The sequence below is a fragment of the Streptomyces sp. NPDC056948 genome (assembly GCF_042674225.1).
Classification (GTDB): domain Bacteria; phylum Actinomycetota; class Actinomycetes; order Streptomycetales; family Streptomycetaceae; genus Streptomyces; species Streptomyces purpurascens.
In genome coordinates, this window is the sequence record NZ_JBHUQX010000019.1 from 1 (window position 1) to 24,035 (window position 24,035).

The 24,035-nt window shown below is 71.4% G+C and carries 19 protein-coding genes; 14 read left to right on the top strand and 5 right to left on the bottom strand.

Annotated features, from left to right (window positions below; genetic code table 11):
- The first annotated feature begins 139 nt into the window (after window positions 1-139).
- The 3 genes from pcaC to ACFTZL_RS04305 are packed head-to-tail and all read left to right on the top strand — an operon-like array spanning window position 140 to window position 2,946.
- Window positions 140-1,444 carry a 4-carboxymuconolactone decarboxylase gene (gene pcaC, locus ACFTZL_RS04295; RefSeq protein ID WP_382578070.1) on the top strand — a complete coding sequence of 435 codons (1,305 nt, stop codon included), beginning with the start codon at window positions 140-142 and terminating at the stop codon, window positions 1,442-1,444.
- Window positions 1,445-1,478: 34 nt separating this feature from the next.
- Window positions 1,479-2,114, top strand: a complete 636-nt coding sequence (locus ACFTZL_RS04300) for an MBL fold metallo-hydrolase (protein ID WP_382578072.1) — start codon at window positions 1,479-1,481, stop codon at window positions 2,112-2,114.
- Window positions 2,115-2,166: 52 nt separating this feature from the next.
- A complete protein-coding gene (locus tag ACFTZL_RS04305) occupies window positions 2,167-2,946 on the top strand; it encodes an exodeoxyribonuclease III (protein WP_382578074.1) in 780 nt (259 codons plus the stop codon).
- 25 nt (window positions 2,947-2,971) lie between these two features.
- On the opposite strand, the gene ACFTZL_RS04310 is transcribed toward ACFTZL_RS04305, so the two are convergent.
- Window positions 2,972-4,732 (bottom strand): SGNH/GDSL hydrolase family protein, encoded by a 1,761-nt coding sequence (locus ACFTZL_RS04310; RefSeq protein WP_382578077.1) that lies wholly within the window; start codon window positions 4,730-4,732, stop codon window positions 2,972-2,974.
- 219 nt (window positions 4,733-4,951) lie between these two features.
- Here ACFTZL_RS04310 and ACFTZL_RS04315 point away from each other — a divergent pair, with 219 nt between their 5' ends.
- Window positions 4,952-5,359 carry a DUF6278 family protein gene (locus tag ACFTZL_RS04315; protein WP_184588678.1) on the top strand — a complete coding sequence of 136 codons (408 nt, stop codon included), beginning with the start codon at window positions 4,952-4,954 and terminating at the stop codon, window positions 5,357-5,359.
- A 140-nt stretch (window positions 5,360-5,499) separates the two neighbouring features.
- Window positions 5,500-6,243 (top strand): amino acid ABC transporter ATP-binding protein, encoded by a 744-nt coding sequence (locus ACFTZL_RS04320; RefSeq protein ID WP_382578079.1) that lies wholly within the window; start codon window positions 5,500-5,502, stop codon window positions 6,241-6,243.
- Between the two features lie 223 nt (window positions 6,244-6,466).
- Here ACFTZL_RS04320 and ACFTZL_RS04325 read toward each other — a convergent pair whose 3' ends face one another.
- The gene (locus ACFTZL_RS04325) at window positions 6,467-8,035 is read right to left on the bottom strand and encodes a CocE/NonD family hydrolase (RefSeq protein WP_382578081.1); all 1,569 of its coding nucleotides are present in this window, start codon (window positions 8,033-8,035) and stop codon (window positions 6,467-6,469) included.
- A gap of 116 nt (window positions 8,036-8,151) precedes the next feature.
- Complete coding sequence (locus ACFTZL_RS04330; protein WP_382578084.1) at window positions 8,152-8,907, bottom strand: hypothetical protein; 756 nt, start codon at window positions 8,905-8,907, stop codon at window positions 8,152-8,154.
- 103 nt (window positions 8,908-9,010) lie between these two features.
- Between ACFTZL_RS04330 and ggt the strand changes: the two genes are divergently transcribed.
- Window positions 9,011-10,816, top strand: coding sequence for a gamma-glutamyltransferase (ggt, locus tag ACFTZL_RS04335; RefSeq protein WP_382578086.1), 1,806 nt, complete (start codon window positions 9,011-9,013; stop codon window positions 10,814-10,816).
- Window positions 10,817-10,867: 51 nt separating this feature from the next.
- Here ggt and ACFTZL_RS04340 read toward each other — a convergent pair whose 3' ends face one another.
- Window positions 10,868-13,405, bottom strand: coding sequence for an ATP-dependent Clp protease ATP-binding subunit (locus tag ACFTZL_RS04340; RefSeq protein ID WP_382578089.1), 2,538 nt, complete (start codon window positions 13,403-13,405; stop codon window positions 10,868-10,870).
- Between the two features lie 188 nt (window positions 13,406-13,593).
- On the bottom strand, window positions 13,594-14,361 hold the full coding sequence (gene map, locus ACFTZL_RS04345) for a type I methionyl aminopeptidase (RefSeq protein ID WP_382578091.1): 768 nt from the start codon (window positions 14,359-14,361) through the stop codon (window positions 13,594-13,596).
- 32 nt (window positions 14,362-14,393) lie between these two features.
- On the opposite strand from map, the gene ACFTZL_RS04350 reads away from it, so the two are divergent.
- The 8 genes from ACFTZL_RS04350 (at window position 14,394) to ACFTZL_RS04385 (ending at window position 23,992) form a co-directional block, all read left to right on the top strand.
- Window positions 14,394-14,645, top strand: coding sequence for a helix-turn-helix domain-containing protein (locus ACFTZL_RS04350; RefSeq protein WP_382578093.1), 252 nt, complete (start codon window positions 14,394-14,396; stop codon window positions 14,643-14,645).
- A 110-nt stretch (window positions 14,646-14,755) separates the two neighbouring features.
- Window positions 14,756-16,609: a hypothetical protein gene (locus ACFTZL_RS04355; RefSeq protein WP_382578096.1), complete on the top strand. Its 1,854-nt coding sequence runs from the start codon at window positions 14,756-14,758 to the stop codon at window positions 16,607-16,609.
- A 170-nt stretch (window positions 16,610-16,779) separates the two neighbouring features.
- The gene (locus tag ACFTZL_RS04360) at window positions 16,780-17,622 is read left to right on the top strand and encodes a nitrilase-related carbon-nitrogen hydrolase (RefSeq protein WP_382578098.1); all 843 of its coding nucleotides are present in this window, start codon (window positions 16,780-16,782) and stop codon (window positions 17,620-17,622) included.
- Window positions 17,619-18,905, top strand: a complete 1,287-nt coding sequence (locus ACFTZL_RS04365; protein ID WP_382578101.1) for an aspartate aminotransferase family protein — start codon at window positions 17,619-17,621, stop codon at window positions 18,903-18,905. The genes ACFTZL_RS04360 and ACFTZL_RS04365 overlap by 4 nt, the downstream gene beginning before the upstream one ends.
- 27 nt (window positions 18,906-18,932) lie before the next feature.
- The gene (locus tag ACFTZL_RS04370) at window positions 18,933-20,498 is read left to right on the top strand and encodes a PucR family transcriptional regulator (RefSeq protein WP_382578103.1); all 1,566 of its coding nucleotides are present in this window, start codon (window positions 18,933-18,935) and stop codon (window positions 20,496-20,498) included.
- Window positions 20,499-20,653: 155 nt separating this feature from the next.
- Window positions 20,654-21,496 (top strand): nitrilase-related carbon-nitrogen hydrolase, encoded by an 843-nt coding sequence (locus tag ACFTZL_RS04375; protein ID WP_382578106.1) that lies wholly within the window; start codon window positions 20,654-20,656, stop codon window positions 21,494-21,496.
- A 64-nt stretch (window positions 21,497-21,560) separates the two neighbouring features.
- The gene (gene hydA / locus ACFTZL_RS04380) at window positions 21,561-22,961 is read left to right on the top strand and encodes a dihydropyrimidinase (protein WP_382578109.1); all 1,401 of its coding nucleotides are present in this window, start codon (window positions 21,561-21,563) and stop codon (window positions 22,959-22,961) included.
- A gap of 11 nt (window positions 22,962-22,972) precedes the next feature.
- Window positions 22,973-23,992: a TIGR03842 family LLM class F420-dependent oxidoreductase gene (locus ACFTZL_RS04385; RefSeq protein ID WP_382578112.1), complete on the top strand. Its 1,020-nt coding sequence runs from the start codon at window positions 22,973-22,975 to the stop codon at window positions 23,990-23,992.
- Window positions 23,993-24,035: the final 43 nt, after the last annotated feature.

The following is a 24,035-nucleotide window of genomic DNA, read 5'->3' on the forward strand; positions in this document are numbered from 1 at the left end:
CCTGACCCGCGGTCCCGCAGGTCAGGGGGACGCCGTACGTGAAGGCGGTGTGAGAGTTAGCCGGTGATATACGGGAGCCAGGTGTAAGTATCCGGGGACCCGGGTCGGCGAAGCCGGAAAGGGCGGTTAGCGTGGAGCGGTGAGTGAGACCACGACCCCTGCCCTCCAGTACCGCTTCGACGGCCCGGAAGACGCCCCGGTCCTCATCCTCGGCCCCTCGCTCGGCACCACCTGGCACATGTGGGACCGCCAGATCCCCGAGCTGATCAAGCACTGGCGCGTCTTCCGGTTCGACCTGCCCGGACACGGTGGCGCTCCCGCGTACCCGGCGGGCTCGGTCAGCGACCTCACCACACGCCTGCTGACCACCCTCGAGGGGCTCGGCGTGCAGCGCTTCGGCTACGCGGGCTGCGCGCTCGGCGGTGCGGTCGGCATCGAGCTGGCCCTGCGCCACCCCGAGCGGCTCGCCTCCCTGGCGCTGATCGCGACCTCGCCCCGCTTCGGCACGGCCGACGAGTTCCGCCAGAGAGGCGTGATCGTCCGCACGAACGGCCTCGACCCCATCGCCCGTACCTCGCCCGAGCGCTGGTTCACCGGCGGGTTCGCCGCCGCGCAGCCCGCGATCACCGAGTGGGCCGTGCAGATGGTCCGCACCACCGACCCCGGCTGCTACATCGCCGCCTGCGAGGCGCTCGCCTCGTTCGACATCCGGGGCGAACTCGGCCGCGTCGGCGTGCCGACCCTGGTCCTCGTCGGCTCGGACGACCAGGTCACCGGCCCCGCCGAGGCCCGCACCCTGGTCGCCGGCATCCCGGACGCCCGCCTCGCCGTCGTCCCCGGCGCCTCCCACCTGGTGCCGGTGGAGCAGCCCGCCGCGGTCACCGACCTCCTGGTGCGGCACTTCTCCACCGCCTGGCAGCCCGGCTTCGACACCTCCACCGGCCAGACGGCCCTGCCCGCGGCCGCCCTCAAGCCGGTCCTGTCCCCGGCACCGCCGCAGCCCCTGCAGTCCGGGCCCGTCGCCGAGATCGCCCCGATCGTGGCCCCCCAGGCGCAGGGGCGGCCCGACCCGTACGACGCCGGGATCAAGGTCCGCCGCGAGGTGCTGGGCGACGCGCACGTCGACCGGGCGCTGGCGCAGGCCGACGACTTCTCCGGGGACTTCCAGGAGTTCATCACCCGCTACGCCTGGGGCGAGATCTGGGACCGCCCCGGGCTCGACCGGCGCACCCGTAGCTGCGTCACCCTCACCGCCCTGGTCGCCGGCGGCCACCTGGACGAGCTGGCCTTCCACACCCGGGCCGCCCTGCGCAACGGCCTCACCCCGGGCGAGATCAAGGAGGTGCTCCTCCAGGCGGCCGTCTACTGCGGCGTCCCGGCGGCGAACAGCGCGTTCAAGGTCGCCCAGCAGGTCATCCGCGAGGAGACGACGCCCCACGAGTGATCCCGCGCGGAACCCCGGAAGGCAGGATGGACTCATGAAGCTCACGAAGATGTCGCACGCTTGCGTCCGTCTCGAGAAGGACGGCCGGACCCTCGTCCTCGACCCCGGCGGGTTCAGCGAGGAGGACGCCGCGCTCGGCGCGGACGCGATCCTCGTCACCCACGAGCACCCCGACCACTTCGACGAGTTCCGGCTGCGAGCCGCCATGGAGAACAACCCGGCCGCGCGGATCTGGACCCTCAGGTCCGTCGCCGAGAAGATCTCCTCGGCGTTCCCGGGCCGCGTGCACACCGTCGGCCACGGCGACAGCTTCACCGCCGCCGGCTTCGACGTCCAGGTCCACGGCGCACTCCACGCGGTGATCCACCCGGACATCCCGCGCATCACCAACGTCGGCTACCTCGTCGACGGCGGCAAGGTCTTCCACCCCGGCGACGCCCTCACCGTCCCCGACCACCCGGTGGAGACGCTGATGCTCCCGGTCATGGCCCCGTGGAGCAAGATCTCCGAGGTCATCGACTACGTCCGCGAGGTGCGGCCGCAGCGCGCCTACGACATCCACGACGCCCTCCTCACCGACCTCGCGCGCCCGATCTACGACCGTCAGATCGGCAACCTGGCCGGGGCGGAGCACCTGCGGCTCACCCCCGGGGCGTCGGCCGACCTCTAGGGCTCCCTGGGCCCGGGCGGCGTTGTCAGACCCTCCGGGTAGGTTGTGGGACATGCGCATCGCGACCTGGAACGTGAACTCGATCACCGCTCGCCTGCCGAGGCTCCTGGCCTGGCTGGAGAGCAGCGGCACGGACGTGCTGTGCCTCCAGGAGGCCAAGGTCGCCGAGGAGCAGTTCCCCACGGAGCAGTTGCGCGAGCTGGGCTACGAGTCGGCGGTCCACGCGACCGGCCGGTGGAACGGCGTGGCGGTGCTCTCCCGCGTCGGCATCGAGGACGTGGTCAAGGGCCTGCCCGGCGACCCCGGGTTCGACGGCTCGGTGGAGCCCCGCGCCATCTCGGCGACCTGCGGCCCGCTCCGCGTCTGGTCGGTGTACGTGCCGAACGGCCGCGAGGTGGACCACCCGCACTACGCCTACAAGCTCCAGTGGTTCGAGGCCCTCAAGGCCGCCGTCGCGGGCGACGCGGCCGGCAGCCGCCCCTTCGCGGTGATGGGCGACTACAACGTGGCGCCGACGGACGACGACGTCTACGACCGCGCGGCCTTCGAGGGCGCGACCCACGTCACCGCCGCCGAGCGCGCGGCCCTGGCCTCCCTGCGCGAGGCGGGCCTGTCGGACGTGGTCCCGCGGCCCCTGAAGTACGACCACCCCTTCACGTACTGGGACTACCGCCAGCTCTGCTTCCCGAAGAACCGCGGCATGCGCATCGACCTGGTGTACGCCAACGCGCCGTTCACCCAGGCGGTCAAGGACGCCTACGTGGACCGCGAGGAGCGCAAGGGCAAGGGCGCCTCGGACCACGCGCCGGTCGTGGTCGACCTGGACGTGTAGCTCACAGCGGCCGCGAACCGACCGCTCACAGCAGCCGCAGGTCGACCGAGTCCGCCAGCGCCGCCAGCCCCGCGTCCCCGGGATGCAGGTGGTCGCCGCTGTCGTACGCGGGCAGCATCCGCGCGGGGTCGGCCGGGTCGCGTACGACGGCGTCGAAGTCGAGCACCCCGTCGAAGACACCACCCTCGCGGATCCACTCGTTCACCGCGACCCGCTCGGCGTCGACGGCCGCCGTGCAGCGCGTCTCGCCCTCGCACGGCAGGATCGTCGCCCCGAGCATCCTGAGCCCCCGGGCCTGCCCGCGCGCCGCCAGCTCCCGCAGCCCCGCGATCACCTGCTCCGCCGAGGTGCCCCAGCGCACGTCGTTGACGCCCTCGAAGACGATCGCCGTACGGGCCGACGGCTGGGCGAGGACGTCCCGGTCGAACCGGTGCAGGGCACTCACCCCGGCCGTGTCCGTGGACACCCCGTCGCCGGGATACCGGTCGGTGACGACGCGGTTGCCCGAGACGCCCTGGTTCAGCACCCCGTAGCGCGGCACGGCGCTCTGCCCCAGCAGCCGGCCGGCCAGCACGTTCGGCCACCGCCGGTTCGCGTCCACGGTGGACTTGTCGCCGTCGGTGATCGAGTCCCCGAGCAGCACCACGGACCCGGGCCCGCCGCTCACGTCGACCCCGGCGAGCAGCGGCCAACTGGTGATCACCGAGGTGTACGCCCCGGCGCTACCGTCCGCCGCGTGGTCGCCGGGCTCGCTGACGTACGACCGCTGCTGCGCGAGCCGGTGCAGGGGCGCCGCCGGCACCGGGCCGGGCAGATGGAAGCTGACCAGCAGGTTGGCGTCCGCCGGCACCGCGAAGCCCAGCGGATCGCTGTACGCCTGGGCCCCCGCCGGGATCTGCACGCCTTCCTCACCGCCGAAGGACAACGGCACCGGCGTCCCGCGTGCCGCCGCGCCCGTTGCCTGTACGGCCACCGTCGCGCCGCCGATCCGCACCGGAGCCGCGGCGAAGGTGTTGTCGAACCGCATCCGCACCCGGGGCCCGCCCGCCGAGGTGCGCACCACCAGCCGCAGCGTCCGGTCCGTCCAGGGCCCCACGGCCGCGTAGCCGCCGGTCGACGTCGTCCAGCTCCCCGTCCAGCCCTGCGTGGCGGTCCGTACCGACACCGCGAAGACATGCAGTCCGGCGGCGCGCGGCAGCCGGACCGAGGCGAGCTCGCGCCCCGGCGCCAGCGGCACCGTCACGACGTACAGGCGGGCCTGCTCGGCGAGTTGCCCGCCGGGCGTGTTGATGTGGGGCAGGGCCACCGCCTTCGTGGCGAGCGGCCCGGTGCGCCAGTCGGGCGCGGTCAGCCGGTAACCGGAGCGGGTGCCGTTCGCGTACGTGAGCGTGCCCGGGCCGCCCGCCTCCGTGCCGGCCGTGCCCGCCACCAGGAAGGCGAGGGCGTCGCCACGCCCCGTGACGCGGACGTCCTGCCCGGCGGCGCGGACGTTGTCCGGCTCGCCCGGCTGCCGCCGCGGCCAGGTCAGCCGGGCCCCCTGGACGGTCAGGACGCGGCCGGGTGCCCAGCCCGCTGCCGTGAGGTCCCGCGCCGACAGGGAGGCGCCGGCGCCGTCGAAGTCGGCCGCCGCGGGCCGGCTGTCGTCGCTGACGGCGATGTTGTCGAACAGCCGCTCAAGCGGCACCGGCCCGGCCCGTCTCTCCTCGACGGCCTGGGCCGACACCGCCGACAACAAGGACCCGCACAGGGTCAGGACGACCAGGACCCCCCGGACACATCGGCGCACGGCCGACTCCTCCCGCTCATCGACACACGACGCGACAACACCAAACGCAGGGACGGAACAGAAGACACCACGAAACCCGAGACGCAAGACGCACGGTGAAGCTAGGGAGACAACAGGGACTCGTCAACGCGCCATGCGCGAACTCGGCGTGAACTCGACCGTCATCCACGGCCCGCGCGCCTGTGGTGCGTACGGGGGTACGAATGACACGCTGGGCGTATGAACATCCCTTTCCTGGGCAACCGGCGCCAGAAGGTCGGGTTCCCCGACCCCGCGGGCATCGCGGACCTGCTCGCCGAGTGCGAACTGCTCCGCTCCCAGGCGTCCCGGGCGGGGGTCCGGCTGGACGACTCGGCGGCCTCGCTGGAGGCGCTGGACCAGCTACTGCCGCGCTGGCGGGACGACGAGGAGACCCTGGCCTGGCTCGGCAACGACGCCGGGCTCTACCTGGGCACCGTCATCGTGCGCACCGTCCCGGGAGCCGCCTGGGAGATCCGGTCCGACGGGCAGCCCGTCGTGCGGCTCACCTCCGGCAGGGAGTTCGACGTCGTGGACTCCGGGCACGAGTGGGCCGCGTACGGCGTGCCCGAGCTGTCGCAGCTCTACGCGGAAGTCGCGGAGGCGTGAGGCCCATGAGCGTACCCTTTGACCCAAAGTGCGATGTAAATACGGCTAATGATCGAAAAGTGCGTGTCGCCCGACAAGTCCGATCTTGCCTGGATACGTTGCGGCAACCACCACACAGCTGAGAGTGAGTAGGGCTGAGTATGGCCGTAGATCCGCTGATCGAGCTGCGTGACGTCAACAAGCACTTCGGGGAGCTGCATGTCCTGCGGGACATCAACCTCACCGTCGGCAAGGGGGAGGTGGTCGTGGTCATCGGCCCCTCGGGGTCGGGAAAGTCGACACTGTGCCGGGCGATCAACCGGCTGGAGACCATCGAGTCGGGGACGATCGTCCTCGACGGACAGCCACTGCCCGAGGAGGGCAAGCCCCTGGCCCGGCTGCGCGCCGACGTCGGCATGGTCTTCCAGGCCTTCAACCTCTTCGCCCACAAGACCGTCCTGCAGAACCTCTCCCTGGGGCAGGTCAAGGTGCGCGGGCGCAAGAAGGAGGACGCCGACAAGCGCTCCCGTGAACTCCTCGACCGGGTCGGAGTCGCCGACCAGGCGGACAAGTACCCGGCGCAGCTCTCCGGCGGTCAGCAGCAGCGCGTGGCCATCGCCCGTGCCCTGGCCATGGAGCCCAAGGCGATGCTCTTCGACGAGCCGACCTCGGCCCTCGACCCGGAGATGATCAACGAGGTGCTGGAGGTCATGAAGCAACTGGCCCGCGACGGCATGACCATGATCGTCGTCACGCACGAGATGGGCTTCGCCCGCTCGGCCGCCAACCGCGTCGTCTTCATGTCCGACGGCGGAATCGTCGAGGACCGCACCCCTGACGAGTTCTTCACCAACCCCACCAGCGACCGCGCCAAGGACTTCCTCTCCAAGATCCTCAAGCACTGAACGGGCAGGCACCGGACGGCTCATCGGATCGGACCTCGACTACGATGTGCCCTTCATCCCTGTCGGAGAGGGGGACTTCGCCGAAGCCCGCCGATCCCGCCGGGGGTGAACAGACCGCCGGCCCGGTCCGCGGGGCGTTCCCGCCGGGTGTGGCCCCCACGGCCCTTGTGGCCACGGGGACGGCGGTTCACATCGGCCAGGCCCGTCCGGCGGCAGCCGGAGATCACTGCTCGCGCAGCGGGACCGACACGTACGACGGGTCGTTCGCAGGCGAGGAGAAGGTCAGCTGCGCGCCGGACGGGTTGTGCTCGATGTAGAGCGGGTCGACCGTGTCGACGACCAGGGCGAGGCGATGCCCGGCCGGGACGTCGTAGGCCGTGGAGTACAGCTCCAGGTCGAAGCCGAACGGCTTTCCGGGGGTGCGCCCGTGGAAGGTGTACGGCGCGTTGGAGACCAGCTTGCCGAGGCCGAGCGGCCCCACGTCGTAGAGGTAGGCGACGAGGGTGCCGCTCTCCTTGGTCGGGGTGAGGGTCGTGTGCAACTTCGCGGTACCGCGTACCTGTTGGGCCGCCGCGTACTTCTCCGACTGCCACACGGCGGCCCAGCGGCGGGGGAGCAGCGGGATCGAGGCCATCGGGGGCAGTTGGGCGACCTGGTCGAGGATGCTGGACAGGAAGACGACTCCGCCGTCCGCCCCCGAGTTCACGTTCGCGCGGATCGTGGTCGTGCCCGCGAGGGCGATCTTCCGGTCGGTCGCGGCGACCGACTTCCAGTCCGGGTAGCCCTCGTAGCCGCCCGAGGAACGGGACTTGAGCTGGACGGGCTGCTCACGGTCGATGCCGTTGTCCTCGCCCCTGAGGTAGTGGTCGAACCAGCGCGTGGTGTCCTTCCACACGTCGTTGGGCAGCCCGAACAGGCCGGTCAGCTCGGCCGTGGCGTGGTCTCCGGGCCGCATTTCCAGCCGCTTCGGGCCGGTCAGCTTCTCGTAGAAGTCGGCGTACTGGTTGGGCGGGAAGATCGTGTCGCCCCAGGCGTTGGCGAGCATGATCGCCGCGCCGTTCTTGTTGATCTGGTCGACGTAGGTAGCAGCGGAACGTTTCTTCCCCCAGGCGATGAGCTCCGGCTCCTTCGCCAGGTTGGAGCTGTAGAAGTCGTCGAAGGTCTGCCGGAGTTCGGCGCTCTGCCGGCCCGTGACGATGCTCGCGCCGTCCAGCAGGGCGGCCGCCTGGAGGTGCTGGGTGCGCCCGCCGTAGATGGAGCCGATCAGGTCCGCCCAGCCGCTCAGTGAGGCGACCGCCTTGACCCGCTTGTCCTGCGCGGCGGTGAGCAGGCTGATGCCGGCGCCGTAGGAGACGCCCGCCATGCCGATGTGCCCGGAGTCCGAGGGGGTGTTCGCGAGCGCCCAGTCGATGACCTTCGACGCGTCGGCGATGTCGGGTGGGCCCGCTACTTCTATCTCGCCGCCCGACTGCCAGAAGCCGCGCACGTTGTACGTGACCACGACGTACCCGGAGTCGGCGAGTTTCTGTGCCTGGGCCAGATATTCGACTTGGGGCAGGCCCCAGCTCGTGGGCATGACGAGCAGCGGGTAGCGGTGCGTGCCGTCGGCCCCGGCCGGGGTGACGACGTTGGCCTTGAGGACGGTGCCGCCGTCGCCGGTGATGTCGACGAAGCGGACGGGGTTCGGCGCCGCCTGTGCGGTGGGGGCGAGTCCGAGGGCTGTACCGGCGACCAGGGTCGCCGAGACGGCGCCTACGGCGGTGGTGCGCAGGGCCTTGCGGTGGAGTCCCACGGGTCACTCCTCACTCGTGTAAGTGCAAAGTGACCAGACGGTAACCTCGCCCGCTTACCAGTGGTAACCCGTCGGTAAGTTACGTGCCAGTAACGATTGTTGAGAAGTGGAGGACTTCAGGAGGCCCGGTGGTTGTTGCGTGGAGCGGCGGGGGCGGGCAGCGGGGCCTGTGCCGCTCGCGTCACGTCCTCCACCAGTTCGACGACGTCCGGGCCGTACGCCTGCGAGTTGATCACCTTCAGCAGCAGTACGAAGGAATCGCCGTGCTTGCGCGCCAGCCGCTCGTGGTTGCGGGCGAGATAGCGGGTGGCGGCCTGGTTGGTGATGGCGCGCTGGCCGCAGAAGAGGAACACGGGACGCGCTTCGCGGCGGTCGCCGGCGGTGAGTCGGGCCAGCAGGACGTACTCCGTGATGCCCGGATCCATGCGGTAGCGCTCGTCGCCGATCTGGAAGGCGCCCCGGTCCGGCCCCGGTTCGGCGTCGATGTTGACGCGCACGCCGGGCAGCATGGCCGCCATATGCGCCATCATGCGCCGGTTGGACCCCGGGCCGCCGACGCAGAACTCGGTACGCTCGCCGAACCCCTGATGAGCCGAGTCCTGGGTGACCACGTGGAGGTGCGCCCCGCAGCTCTTGATCAGTGCGGAGAGTTCCAGGAGCGCGTACACGTCGAAGCGGTGCACCGCCGGCTCGGTGGCGGCCGGATCACGGTTGACGACCAGCAGCGACTCGGAGTTCTCGGGCAGCCCGAAGAAGGCCTGCTTGCGCCGGAGTTTCCGCTTCCACAGAAACGTACGGGCGAGCCAGCCCAGCGCGGCGCTGATGCCCGCCGCGGCCACACCCAGGACTATGTTGCGCACGTCGTCGTTCATGGGCGCGCATGGTAGCGGGCCCGACGCACCGGTGTTCGACGCGTGCCTGACGCGACCAGGACGATGAATTAAGCTGCGCGGACGGCCTTTACTGGAGGTGCGGATGCGTCGCCCTGTCGCACGGAATCTGACGGTCCTGGCGGTTTCGGCCGCCGTGGTGGTGTCGTTGGGGGCGGCGGCGCCACCCGCCGCGCAGACCACCGGCGGTGAGAAGACTCCCCTGGCCGTCGGCTACGGCGGAGCCGTCTCCAGCGTCGACCCGGACGCCTCGGCCGCCGGGATCGAGGTCCTGCGCAAGGGCGGCAACGCCGTCGACGCGGCCGTCGCCACGGCCGCCGCGCTCGGCGTCACCGAGCCCTACTCCGCCGGTATCGGCGGGGGCGGCTACTTCGTCTACTACGACGCCAAGTCCCGTACGGTGCGCACCATCGACGGCCGCGAGACCGCTCCGCTGTCCGCCGACAAGAACCTGTTCACCGAGAACGGCAAGCCCATCCCGTTCGCCGACGCCGTCAGCAGCGGCCTGAGCGTCGGCACGCCCGGCACCCCCGCCACCTGGCAGACGGCGCTGGACCAGTGGGGCAGCAAGCGGCTCGCGAGCGTCCTGAAGCCGGCCGAGCGGCTGGCGCGCGACGGTTTCGAGGTCGACGAGACCTTCCGTTCGCAGACGGCGTCCAACGAGACCCGCTTCCGCTACTTCCCGGACACCGCCGAGCTGTTCCTGCCGGGCGGCCGGCTCCCCGTCGTCGGCTCCACCTTCAAGAACCCCGACCTCGCCCGCACCTACGCGGAGCTCGGGCACAAGGGCGTCGGCGCGATCTACCGCGGCGGCCTCGGCCGGGAGATCGTCGACACGGTCAACAAGCCGCCCGTCGACCCGGCCTCCGGCTGGAACGCCCGCCCCGGCGACCTGTCCGCGAAGGACCTGGCCGCCTACCGCACCAAGCTCCAGGCACCCACCAAGACCTCCTACCGCGGCCTCGGCGTCTACTCCATGGCGCCGTCGTCCTCCGGCGGTACGACGGTCGGCGAGGCGCTCAACATCCTGGAACGGACCGACCTGTCGAAGGCGAGCAAGGCGCGGTACCTGCACCGCTTCATCGAGGCGAGCCGGATCGCGTTCGCGGACCGGGGCCGGTGGGTGGGCGACCCCGCGTTCGAGGACGTGCCGACGAAGGAACTGTTGTCGCAGAGGTTCGCCGACTCGCGCGAGTGCCTGATCAAGGACGACGCCGTGCTGTCCAGCCCGGTGCCGCCCGGCGATCCGCGTCGTCCTCAGAAGTGCGGCTCCGGTGGCAAGGCCGCTCCGACGACGTACGAGGGTGACAGCACCACGCATCTGACGGCGGCCGACAAGTGGGGGAACGTCGTCGCCTACACGCTCACCATCGAGCAGACCGGCGGCAGCGGGATCACCGTGCCGGGGCGGGGGTTCATCCTCAACAACGAGCTGACGGACTTCTCCTTCACGCCGGCGAACCCCGCGGTGCACGACCCGAATCTGCCGGGGCCGGGGAAGCGGCCGCGGTCTTCCATCTCGCCGACGATCGTGCTCGACCGGCATGACAAGCCCGTGGTGGCGCTGGGGTCGCCGGGTGGGGCGACGATCATCACGACCGTCTTGCAGACGCTGACCGGGTTTGTCGACCGGGGGTTGCCGCTGGTCGATGCGATTGCCGCGCCTCGGGCGAGTCAGCGGAATGCCGCGCAGACCGAGCTGGAACCGGGGTTGTACGACAACGCCGAGTTGAGGAAGCAGCTCGAGGCGATCGGGCATTCCTTCAAGGTCAACCCGGAGATCGGTGCGGCTACGGGTGTTCAGCGGCTGCCAGGTGGGAAGTGGCTGGCAGCCGCTGAGAAGGTACGGCGCGGTGGAGGATCGGCGATGGTGGTGCGGCCGGTTCGCTGAGGGTTTCGTCCGCGGGCGCGTGGGGGCTGGTCGCGCAGTTCCCCGCGCCCCCTAAGAGGGCGCTGTCGAACTCTGCGTTTGGAACGTCAGGTGATTGTCCTCGGTGTCCACCGTGACCTGGCCGCCCTCGGGCACCCTGCCGTCCAGCAGCAGTCGGGACAGTTCGTTGTCCACCTCGCGTTGGATCGTGCGGCGGAGCGGGCGGGCGCCGTACTCCGGCTGGTAGCCGTGGTCGGCCAGCCACTCCACCGCTCGGTCCGTGAAGGTCACCGTGATGCCCTTGTCGTGCACGAGGGAACGGGTGCGGTCCAGCAGCAGGTTGGTGATCCGGCGAAGCTGGTCCGTGGTGAGCTGGCGGAAGACGACGATCTCGTCGATGCGGTTGAGGAACTCGGGGCGGAAGTGCTCGCGCAGCGGGCGCAGGATCTGCTCGCGCCGGGCCTCCTCGTCCGCGTCGTCGCCGCCTGACGCGAAGCCCATCGTGGCACCGCGGCGGGTGATCGCCTCGGAGCCGAGGTTGCTGGTCATCGTGATGACGGTGTTGGTGAAGTCCACCGTGCGGCCCTGGGAGTCGGTCAGCCGGCCGTCGTCGAGGACCTGGAGCAGGATGTTGAAGACGTCCGGGTGCGCCTTCTCCACCTCGTCCAGCAGCAGGAGCGAGTACGGGTGGCGGCGGACGACCTCGGTGAGCTGGCCGGCCTCCTCGTGGCCGACGTAGCCGGGCGGGGCGCCGATCAGGCGGCTGACGGTGTGCCGCTCCTGGTACTCGCTCATGTCGAGGCGGACCATGCGGTCCTCGCTGCCGAACAGCGCCTCGGCGAGCGCCCGGGCCAGTTCGGTCTTGCCGACCCCGGTCGGGCCGAGGAAGAGGAAGCTGCCGATCGGCCGGTCCGGACTGGCCAGACCGGCCCGGGAGCGCAGCACCGCGTCGGAGACGACCCGCACGGCCTCGTCCTGGCCGACCACCCGCTGGTGCAGATGCTCTTCCAGGCCCAGCAGCCGGTCCTTCTCCTCCTGGGTGAGGCTGCTGACCGGGATGCCGGTCTGGCGGGACACCACCTCGGCGATCGACTCGGCCTCGACGACGAGGTCCTGGCCCTCGTCGATCTCGCTGTCGCCGCCGGCCTGGGCGATCCGCTGCTTCACGTCCAGGATCCGGTCGCGCAACTGGGTGGCCTGCTCGTACTGCTCCTCCGCGACCGCTTGGTCCTTGTCCAGAGTCAGCTGCTCCAGCTCCCGCTCCAGGGCCCGTACGTCGGTGCCCTTGGTCCGGGCCCGCAGCCGCACCCGGGCACCGGCCTGGTCGATCAGGTCGATGGCCTTGTCCGGCAGGCGGCGGTCGGTGAGATAGCGGTCCGACAGCTCCACGGCCGCCACCAGCGCCTCGTCGGTGTAGCGGACCTGGTGGTGGGCCTCGTAGCGGTCCCGCAGGCCGCGCAGGATCTCGATCGCGTCCGCGGCGGTCGGCTCCGGGACCATGATCGGCTGGAAGCGGCGGGCCAGCGCCGCGTCCTTCTCGATCCGGCGGTACTCCTCCAGCGTGGTGGCGCCCACGATGTGCAGCTCGCCGCGGGCGAGGGCCGGCTTGAGGATGTTGCCGGCGTCCATCGAACTCCCGTCGCCGCCACCGGAACCGGCGCCCACGACCGTGTGCAGCTCGTCGATGAAGATGATCAACTGCTCGGAGTGGGCGCGGATCTCGCTGACGATGTTGTTCATCCGCTCCTCGAAGTCACCCCGGTAGCGGGTGCCCGCGACCACGGCCGTCAGGTCCAGGGCGACCACGCGGCGCCCGATCAGGATGTCGGGCACGTCCCCTTCGGAGATGCGCTGCGCCAGCCCCTCCACGATGGCGGTCTTGCCGACGCCCGCGTCACCGATCAGCACCGGGTTGTTCTTGCCGCGGCGGGAGAGGACCTCGACGGTCTGCTCGATCTCCTGGTCCCGGCCGATCACCGGGTCGATACGCCCCTGCCGGGCCAGTTCGGTGAGATCGCGGCCGTACTTGTCCAGGGTCGGTGTGTTCGTCGGGCGCGGCCGCTCGGCCTGGGGGACCTCCGGCGCCTCGGGCGGGGTGGAGGGTGCGAAGCGGGCCGCGTTCAGGATGTGCCCGGCGGCCGAGTCGGGGTTCGAGGCCAGGGCGCTGAGCACGTGCTCCGGGCCGATGTAGCCGTAGCCGCGGGCCCGGGCCATGTCGTGCGCGTCCAGCAGGGCCCGTTTGGCGGCCGGGGTGAGGGACAGTGTGGTCGGCGGCGGCGCGTCCTGCGGGCCGTGCTGGGCCGGACCCGACCGGTCGTCGATCTCCGACGCCAGCGAGTCGGGATCGGCCCCGGCCTTGCTGAGCAGGGTCCGGGTGGGCTCGGTGCCGAGCGCCGCCCGCAGCAGATGCTCCGTGTCGAGGTCCCGGCTGCCGTGCTCGGCGGCGTACTGGGCGGCCCCGCGGACGAGCTCCCGGGCCGGCTGGCTGAGCAGCCGTCCGAGGTCGATCTGCCGGGGACCAGGACGCGGTCCGCCGAAGAAGCGTGCGAGGAATTCTCCGAAGGGGTCCGAGCCGTAGCCGCCCTCCGGGCTGGTGAAGCCGCTGCTCATGGGCCTTCCGTTCCCGGCGTCCCCGGCGCCCGCGCGGGGGGACGCCCTCGCTGGTCGACGTGCCGGGGTCGGGTAACCCGGGTGGCAGCCGGTTACACCTGGGGCGCGCTCGTAGAACACCTTCGCACGATCGTCGGCAGCGGGCACCTTCGGCACATTTCCGGAGGATTCGGAGAGGCCGGTGTGGTTCAGCGCGCCGTCAGGATCCTCGGTCCGGAATCCGTGATCGCCACCGTGTGCTCCGCGTGGGCCGCTCGGGAGCCGTCGTTCGTCTTCAAGGTCCAGCCGTCGGGAGCCGCGTGGTAGGCGTCCGTACCGCCTCCGACGACCATGGGCTCGATCGCCAGCACCATGCCGTGTCGCAGGCGCATGCCCCGTCCCGGCCGGCCCTCGTTCGGCACCCCGGGGTCCTCGTGCATCCGGCGGCCGATGCCGTGGCCGCCGAAGCCGTCCGGGATGCCGTAGCCGGCGCCGCGGCAGACCGTGCCGATCGCGTGGGCGATGTCGCCGATGCGGTTGCCCACGACGGCTGCCTCGATGCCCGCCGCGAGGGCCCGCTCGGCGGTCTCGACCAGGCGCAGATCGCCCTTGCGCGGGGTGCCGACGACGAAGCTGAGGGCCGAGTCGCCGACCCAGCCGCCCAGTTCGGCGCCGAAGTCGAGGGACACGAGGTCGCCGTCGCGCAGGCGATAGGGGCCCGGGACGCCGTGCACGATCGCGTCGTTGACCGAGGCGCAGAGAACGGCGGGGAAGGGGGTCGGGGCGAAGGAGGGCCGGTACCCCAGGAACGGCGAGGTCGCGCCCGCCTCGCGCAGCACGTCGTGCGCCACCTCGTCCAGTTCCAGCAGGGAGACGCCCACGTCGGCGGCCTTGCGTGCGGCCGTCAGGGCGCGGCCGACGACCTGGCCCGCTTCGTACATGGCATCGATCGATGTGTCGGTCTTGAGTTCCACCATGCCAATTACTATACCGGTATTAGAATGGGGGCATGGTGCGCACCCCTCTCACCCCCGAAGAGCGCGAACGCGGCGAGCGGCTGGGCCGGCTGCTGCGTCAGGCGCGTGGCGACCGGAGCATGACGGAGATCGCCGCGAAAGCGGGCATCTCCGCCGAGACCCTCCGGAAGATCGAGACCGGGCGGGCCCCCACCCCGGCCTTCTTCACGGTGGCCGCGCTGGCCGGCGTGCTCGGACTGTCCATGGATGAAGTGGCGGCGCGGTGCGTACCTGCACCGGTCTGATGTCCTGGCATGAGGCTCCCGCGTCGCGCGCGAAAACTCCCCGTAGCACTCCTGTAACACGACTGGTGTTGCCTACTGGGCGGAGCGCTCCGTCTGGCGGGAGTTGAGCGATGGCAGCGGATCAACTCCCGGGCAGAGTCCGGGAGTTCGCGAACTACCTGGACGGCCTGCTGGCACGTCTGGACCCGTCCGGCGGCTGGTGCGCGGTGTTCTGGCAGCGCGACCCGGAGGGCATGCGAGCCTGTCTCGACGGGCATGAGATGCCGCCCTGGGACGTGGTGGAGGCACTGCTGCAGGACCTCGCCGGGCAGTACGGCCCCGGGGGCGCGGGCCCGGAGGCGGAACGCGCCCGGTCCCTGCATACCGTCGCGCTCACCGCGTACGATGCCCGGCCGGGCGCCCGTGACGCCCTCGGGGACCGGCTGGACGTCATGCTCCGCGAGCAGAGATACGCCGCCGAACGCCAGGCCGACCTGAGCCGCCTCCTCGCCTCCGCCGCCACCCGGGAGCAGGCCGACGCCCTCCGCCTCGACCTCGCCTGGGCCCATGACGACCACGAACGCGCGACGGCACGCTGCGCGGAGCTGCGCGAGCGGATGACCCGCCTGGACCACCGCGACCACGGCGAAGCCGCCTTTTTCGGGGGGAGGGGTGTCACGGCCGGGCCGGGGGGTGTCCAGGGCGCGAGGAGTGAGGGGGCGCCAGGGGCTGCCACGACGGGGCCCGGCGGCGCGAGGCCGGCGGAAGGCGCACCCGAGTTCGGGGCTGGTGCGGCCGCGGACGGAGCCCGTGGGTCCGGTGGCGGCTCGGCCGAGGGTGGTTTCCGTGCGTTCGGCGGAGAGGCGGCCGAGGGTGGTCCTCGCGCGTACCGCGGCGACGCAGCCGAAGGTGGTGTCCGTGCGTACGGCGACGGAAGGCCGGCGGGCGGGGCGTCTCCCCGGGCTCAGCGTGCCCCGGGCGGACCGGGCGGACCGGGCGGACCGGGCGGACCGTACGACCCCGGGACGGCCGCCACGCCCGCCACGCCATGGGACCCCGCCCCGCAGCCGGCGTCCGGCACGGCCGGTGGCGCCGGGCGGCACGACACCCGGCATGCGGCGGCCGGCCCGGAGCCGGAGCGCGACGCCCAGGAACATCCGGCGGGCCGGGCCGTTCCGCCGGAAGCCGGCGGCGCCCCCAGCACGTTTCCAGCCCCCGAGCCCCCGGCCCCCCGACAGCCCACCCCCAAGCAGCGCAAACGCCGTCGGGGCAGTGCCCGCTTCGCCGGGATGGACGAGGAGGAGGCCGCGCCCGTGGTCGCGCCGCCCGCCGCCGTACCGACGCTTCCCGAACCCGCCCCCGTCACCGGCCGCACCCGGCGTGGCGCCCGTTTCGCCGGGGCCGCCGAAGAAGCCGCGGTCCAGCACGTGGAGCCGCAGGGCGAGGCGGGCGGCGCGGCGGACCGGACGGAGGTCTCGCGGACCGTCGAGGCGCTGGCGCGGCTGCGTGCCGAGGGGCGCAGCGGGGAGGCCCACGCCCTGCTGGTCGAGCTCACCTCCTCGGCCGCCGCCCGGTTCCCGCTGCTCGCGGGCGAACTGGAACGGGCCGGGCTGGGCGCGGACTGGCAGACCCTGCTCTGGGAGGCCGCCTCGCTGCCCGCAGGGCGGCTGGTCGCCGCGGCGGACGCGCTGGGCGCGGCCGGGCGCGTGGGGGACGGGCAGCAGATCCTGCGGCAGGGCGTCGCCCGGCCGCCCGCCGAGGTCGGTGAGGCCGTCCTCGGGCTGGCCGCCGAGGGCCGTCACCGCGAGGTGCGCGCGCTGCTCGACGCGTATGTGAGAGCCCGCACCCCCGAGGAGGCCGCCCGCAGCGCCGAGCCCGATCCGCAGCGCCTCGTACCGCTCCTGCTGGAGGCCGCCCAGGGCGTGTCGGACGAGCGCCGCTGGGATCTCGTGCACGCGCTCCGGGTCGCCGGGTTCGCCGCCTGACCGGCGCCGCCGTGCCCCGGGCGACTCACCCACAGGAGTGCGAATCGCGCTCTGCCCCGCGGGTTGGCGACGATGGTCTTGGCAAGCCCGTGCCGGAGGCTTACGTTCGTGGCTCTATGGCCCGCTTCTACGGGCGTAGAGACGCAGACGTCGCGTCGAAGGAGCAGCTCATGGCCAACGTCGTACGTGCCGCTCTGGTCCAGGCCACCTGGACCGGCGACACCGAGTCCATGGTGGCGAAACACGAGGAGCACGCCCGCGAGGCGGCTCGCCGGGGCGCGAAGATCATCGGCTTCCAGGAAGTCTTCAACAGTCCCTACTTCTGTCAGGTCCAGGAGCCCGAGCACTACCGCTGGGCCGAGCCCGTCCCGGACGGCCCGACCGTGCGGCGTATGCGGGCGCTCGCGCGCGAGACCGGCATGGTGATCGTCGTGCCGGTGTTCGAGGTCGAGCAGTCCGGCTTCTACTACAACACCGCGGCCGTGATCGACTCCGACGGCAGCTACCTCGGCAAGTACCGCAAGCACCACATCCCGCAGGTCAAGGGCTTCTGGGAGAAGTACTACTTCAAACCCGGCAACCTCGGCTGGCCCGTCTTCGACACCGCCGTCGGCAAGGTCGGCGTCTACATCTGCTACGACCGCCACTTCCCGGAGGGCTGGCGTGAGCTCGGCCTGAGGGGTGCCCAGCTCGTCTACAACCCGTCCGCGACCCACCGGGGCCTGTCGTCCCACCTGTGGCGGCTGGAGCAGCCCGCCGCGGCCGTCGCCAACGAGTACTTCGTCGCCGCGATCAACCGCGTGGGCCAGGAGGAGTACGGGGACAACGACTTCTACGGGACGTCGTACTTCGTCGACCCGCGCGGACAGTTCGTCGGCGACGTCGCCAGCGACAGCAAGGAGGAGCTCGTCGTCCGCGACCTGGACCTCGACCTCGTCGAGGACGTGCGGCAGCAGTGGGCCTTCTATCGCGACCGCCGCCCCGACGCCTACGAAGGGCTGGTGCGGCCGTGACCGACGACCTGCTGGGCCGCCACCGGGCCGTGCTCCCCGACTGGCTCGCCCTCTACTACGAGGAGCCCCTCGAGATCACCCACGGCGAAGGCCGCCACGTCTGGGACGCCGACGGCAACCGGTATCTCGACTTCTTCGGCGGCATCCTCACCACGATGACCGCCCACGCGCTGCCCGAGATCGCCAAGGCGGTGAGCGAGCAGGCCGGGCGGATCATCCACTCCTCGACCCTGTACCTGAACCGGCCGATGGTCGAACTCGCCGAGCGCGTCGCCCAGTTGAGCGGCATCCCGGACGCCCGGGTCTTCTTCACCACCTCCGGCACCGAGGCCAACGACACCGCCCTGCTGCTGGCCACGACGTACCGGAGCAGCAACACGGTCCTGGCGATGCGCAACAGCTACCACGGCCGTTCCTTCAGCTCGGTCGGCATCACCGGCAACAGCGGCTGGTCCCCGACCTCGCTGTCCCCGCTGCAGACGCTGTACGTCCACGGCGGCGTGCGCACCCGCGGCCCCTACGCGGCCCTGAGCGACAGCGAGTTCATCGCGGCCTGTGTCGAGGACCTGGAGGACATGCTCGGCCACACCCGCCCGCCGGCCGCGCTGATCGCCGAGCCCATCCAGGGCGTCGGCGGCTTCACCTCACCGCCGGACGGGCTGTACGCCGCCTTCCGCGAGGTGCTGAACGAGCGCGGCATCCTGTGGATCGCCGACGAGGTGCAGACCGGCTGGGGCCGCACCGGCGAGCACTTCTGGGGCTGGCAGGCTCACGGGCGGAACGGGCCGCCGGACATCATGACCTTCGCCAAGGGCATCGGCAACGGCATGTCCATCGGCGGTGTCGTCGCCCGCTCCGAGATCATGAACTGCCTGGACTCCAACAGCATCTCCACGTTCGGCGGCACCCAGATCACCATGGCGGCGGGCCTCGCCAACCTCAACTACCTGGTGGAACACGACCTCCAGGGCAACTCCCGCCGGGTCGGCGGCCTGCTCATCGAGCGGCTGCGGTCCGCCGCCGCGCAGGTGCCGGCCGTACGGGAGGTCCGCGGGCGCGGGCTGATGATCGGCATCGAGGTGACCAGGCCCGGCACCGACGAGGCCGACCCGAAGGCCGCCGCGGCCGTCCTGGAGGCGGCCCGCGAGGGCGGCCTGCTGCTCGGCAAGGGCGGCGGCCACAACACCAGTTGTCTGCGCGTCGCCCCACCGCTGTCCCTCAACGTCGCGGAGGCCGAGGAGGGCGCCGCGATCCTCGAGAACGCTCTGAGGAGCATCCGGTAGCAGCGCACTGAGGCAAGGGAAGTCGCCATGGCCACCACCCCGGACACCTGGGAACCCGCTCTGTCGGTCCGGCAGATCCTCACCCTGGAGCGGGTGCTCGCCGGGGAGCCCGAGGTGGTGGCCGGAGCGAGCCACCTGGACCGGCCGGTGCGCTGGGTGCACGTCGCCGAGGCCGCCGACGTCGGCGTGATGCTCAGCGGCGGCGAGATGGTCCTCACCACCGGAGTGCTGCTCGCCGGCGACGAGGACAAGCAGGCCGAGTACGTCCGGTCGCTGTACCGCGCCGAGGCCGCCGCCGTCGTCCTCGGACTCGGCCGGGCCTTCCCCGCCGCCCCGGACGTGATGCGCCGGGCGGCCGAGCGGTGCGGGCTGCCGATGGTCGTCCTGCACCGGCCCTTCCCCTTCGCCGACCTGACCGAGGAGGTCCAGTCACGGCTCGTGCGGCGCAAGTTCGCCGCCGTCAGCCTCTCCGAGGCCGTCCGCACCGAACTCACCGCCCTCATCACCGCGGGCGCCCCGCTGCAACGCCTGCTCGACGAGGTCGCCCGGCACAGCGCCTGCCCGGTCGTCGTCACCAACCTCGCCCACCGCGTCCTCGGCACGGCGGGGGAGCGGCCCGCGGTGGACGACGTCCTGCGCGACTGGGAACGCATCGCCCGCCAGGCCGGAGGCACCGAGGGCGACGGCTGGATCCGGGCCGAACTGGGCGGACGAGGGGAGCGCTGGGGCCGCATCGTGCTGTGCGGCTACCGCGGCGACACCGCCACCGGGCGGCTGCTGGCCGACCGCGCCGCCGAGGCCCTCGTCCTGCACCGCATGCTCGGCGGCACCGCGGCCTGCTCGTGGGAGGAGCAGTCCGCGCAGAGCCTGCTGACCGACCTGGTCAGCGGTGTCGTACCGGCCCGGCAACTGCTGCCCCGGGCCCGCGCCGCCGGGCTGCCCGTCAACCGGCGGACCTTCGTTCCGCTGGTCGTCCGTGACGGCGACACCGGCCGGCTCGACCGGCTGCTGCGGCTGCTGGGCCTGCCCGGACTGGTCGCCGAACTGGCCGACGGCGCCACCGCCGTACTCCTCAGCCTCGCCCGCGACCAGGACGCCGGTGCCCTCGCCGCGCACTTCGCGACCCGGCTGCGGACCGAGTCCGGTTCGGCCCGCACGATCGTCGCCGCTGCCGACCCCCGGGCCGACTGGGACGACGTACCCGCGGGACTGCGCGAGGCCCAGCACGTGGCGGACGCGGTCGCCGACTCTGCGGCGGCCCTCGATCTCCCACCGGTCGTCCGCCTGAAGGACGTCCACCTGCGCGGTCTGATCCGTCTCCTGCGGGACGATCCGCAGGTGCAGTCCTTCGCGGAGCGGGAGCTGGACGGGCTGCTGTGCGAGACCGACGAGGACCTGCTGTCCGTCCTGCGCACCTACCTCGCCACCGGCCGCAACAAGTCCCGCACGGCCCAGCTCCACCACGTCTCCCGGCCGGCCCTCTACCGCCGCCTGGAGGCCATACAGGTCCGCCTCGGGGTGGACCTCGACGACTTCGAGCAGGCCGCCTCCGTGCACATCGCACTCCTCGCGCACGACGCGCAACAGCAGTGACCTACGTGACCACCTGGGAAAACGGCGGTGAAACATGGACCCACGGCAGGGTGACACGGTGGCACGCCGCACGCCCTCAGACGTGACACGGTGCAACTCAAAGACTCTTTCGAGACTTCCTAGGCTCACGGCACACCGAGCGACCGGAGGTCCCGATGAGCAGAGTGATCCGTGCCGCCGTCTTCCAGACCGCCTGGACGGGCGACAAGGAATCGATGATCCAGGTCCACGAGCAGGCGGCCCGCGACGCGGCCGCGCAGGGTGCTCAAGTCCTGTGCTTCCAGGAGCTGTTCTACGGACCGTACTTCTGCCAGGTCCAGGACCCGGCCTTCTACGAGTACGCCGAGCAGATCCCCGAGGGCCCCATCGTCCGGCGCTTCCAGGCACTCGCGAAGGAACTGGGCATCGTCCTGGTGCTGCCGATGTACGAGGAGGAGCAGCCCGGCGTCCTCTACAACACCGCGGCCGTGATCGACGCGGACGGCTCCTACCTCGGCAAGTACCGCAAGACCCACATCCCCCAGGTGCGCGGCTTCTGGGAGAAGTTCTACTTCCGCCCCGGCAACACCGGCTGGCCGGTCTTCGAGACGGCCGTGGGCAAGGTCGGCGTCTACATCTGCTACGACCGCCACTTCCCGGAGGGCTGGCGGGCACTCGGCCTCGCCGGCGCCGAGCTCGTCTTCAACCCCTCGGCCACCTCGCGCGGCCTGTCGGCCTACCTGTGGCAGCTCGAACAGCCGGCGGCGGCCGTCGCCAACGAGTACTTCATCGGCGCGATCAACCGGGTGGGCGTCGAGGAGTACGGCGACAACGACTTCTACGGAACGTCGTACTTCGTGGACCCGGAGGCCCAGTTCGTCGGCGAGGTGGCGAGCGACAAGGAGCCCGAACTGGTCGTCCGCGACCTGGACATGGCCAAACTCCGAGAGGTCCGCGACCGCTGGCAGTTCTACCGGGACCGCGCACCTGGAACGTACGGTCCGCTGACGGCCCTCTAGGGGCGCGGGGAACTGCGCGACCAGCCACGAACAACCGTCACGTGCACACCGCGAGGAGCGACCGATGAGCCGTACAGTCATTCGCGGCGGCCTAGTAGTCACCGCATCCGACGAGATCCACGCCGACGTCCTGATCGAGGACGGCCGCATCGCCGCCCTCGCGGCCTCCAGCACCGCCGCGGCTGAGACCTTCACAGCGGACCGCACGATCGACGCCACCGGAAAGTACGTCATCCCCGGCGGCGTCGACGCCCACACCCACATGGAACTGCCCTTCGGCGGCACCTTCGCCTCCGACACCTTCGAGACCGGCACCCGCGCCGCCGCCTGGGGCGGCACGACGACGATCGTCGACTTCGCCGTGCAGAGCGTCGGGCACAGCCTCCGCGAGGGCCTGGACGCCTGGCACGCCAAGGCCGACGGCAACTGCGCCATCGACTACGGCTTCCACATGATCGTCTCCGACGTCAACGAGCACACGCTCAAGGAGATGGACCACCTGGTGGAGGAGGGCATCACCTCCTTCAAGCAGTTCATGGCCTACCCGGGCGTCTTCTACAGCGACGACGGCCAGATCCTGCGCGCCATGCAGCGCTCCGCCGACAACGGCGGCCTGATCATGATGCACGCCGAGAACGGCATCGCGATCGACGTCCTGGTGGAACAGGCGCTGGCCCGCGGCGAGACCGACCCGCGCTACCACGGTGAGGTCCGCAAGGCCCTGCTGGAGGCCGAGGCCACCCACCGTGCCATCAAGCTCGCGCAGGTGGCCGGTGCGCCCCTGTACGTCGTGCACGTCTCGGCGACGGAGGCGGTCGCCGAGCTGGCCCGGGCCCGCGACGAGGGGCTGAACGTCTTCGGCGAGACCTGCCCGCAGTACCTGTTCCTCTCCACCGACAACCTCACCGAGCCGGACTTCGAGGGCGCCAAGTACGTGTGCAGCACACCGCTCAGGCCCCGGGAACACCAGGCCGCGCTGTGGCGGGGCCTGCGCACGAACGACCTCCAGGTCGTCTCCACCGACCACTGCCCCTTCTGCTTCACGGGCCAGAAGGACCTCGGCCGCGGCGACTTCTCCAAGATCCCCAACGGCCTCCCGGGCGTCGAGAACCGTATGGACCTGCTCCACCAGGCGGTCCTCGACGGGCACATCTCCCGCCGCCGCTGGATCGAGATCGCCTGCGCCTCCCCGGCCCGGATGTTCGGCCTGTACCCGAAGAAGGGCACCATCGCGCCGGGCGCCGACGCCGACGTCGTCATCTACGACCCGCACGCCGAGCAGGTCATGTCGGCCCAGACGCACCACATGAACGTCGACTACTCGGCGTACGAGGGCAAACGCACCACCGGCCGGGTCGAGACGGTCCTCTCGCGCGGCGAACTCGTCATCACCGAGCGGGAGTACACCGGACACGCCGGGCACGGCGTCTTCACCCCGCGTTCCACCTGTCAGTACCTCAACTAGGAGTGGTGCGGATGGACTTCGGACTCGTCCTGCAGGCGGACCCGCCGGCCTCGCGGGTGATCAGCCTGATGAAGCGCGCGGAACGGAACGGCTTCTCGTACGGCTGGACCTTCGACTCCACCGTGCTGTGGCAGGAACCGTTCGTGATCTACAGCCAGATCCTGGCCAACACGACGAAACTGAAGGTCGGGCCGATGGTGACCAACCCGGGCACCCGTACCTGGGAGGTCACCGCCTCCACCTTCGCCACCCTCAACGACATGTTCGGCAATCGCACGGTCTGCGGCATCGGCCGCGGCGACTCCGCGATGCGCGTGGCCGGCCGCAAGCCCAACACCCTGGCCCGGATCAGCGAGGCCATGAAGGTCATCCGGGAGCTCGGCAGCGGCCGGGAGGCCGACCTCGGCGGCACCGTCGTCCGGTTCCCGTGGATCGGTGAGGGCGCCGAACTGCCCGTGTGGATGGCCGCGTACGGCCCCAAGGCCCTGAAGATGGCCGGGGAGGAGGCGGACGGGTTCATCCTCCAGCTGGCCGACCTCTATCTGACCGAGTACATGGTCAAGGCCGTGAAGGACGCGGCCGTCGCCGCCGGCCGGGACCCCGCCGAGGTGACCATCTGCGTGGCCGCCCCGGCCTATGTCACCGAGGACGACTCGCCCGAGGCGCTCGCCCACGCGCGTGAGCAGTGCCGGTGGTTCGGCGGCATGGTCGGCAACCACGTCGCCGACCTGGTCTCCAAGTACGGCGAGCACTCCGCCCAGGTTCCCGACGAACTCACCGACTACATCAAGGCCCGAGAGGGCTACGACTACTCCCACCACGGGCGCAGCGGGAACCCCGACGCCCAGTTCGTGCCCGACGAGATCGTCGACCGGTTCTGCCTGATCGGCCCGGTCGAGCGGCACATCGAGAAGCTCGACGCGCTGCGCGCGCTCGGCGTGGACCAGTTCGCCGTCTACGACATGCACGACGCGCAGGAGGCCGTGATCGACGCGTACGGGACGCGGGTCATCCCGGCTGTCGTCGGCTGACGTACCCGCCCGGCAACACCACCCCTTCGAACTCCCCCTTCCC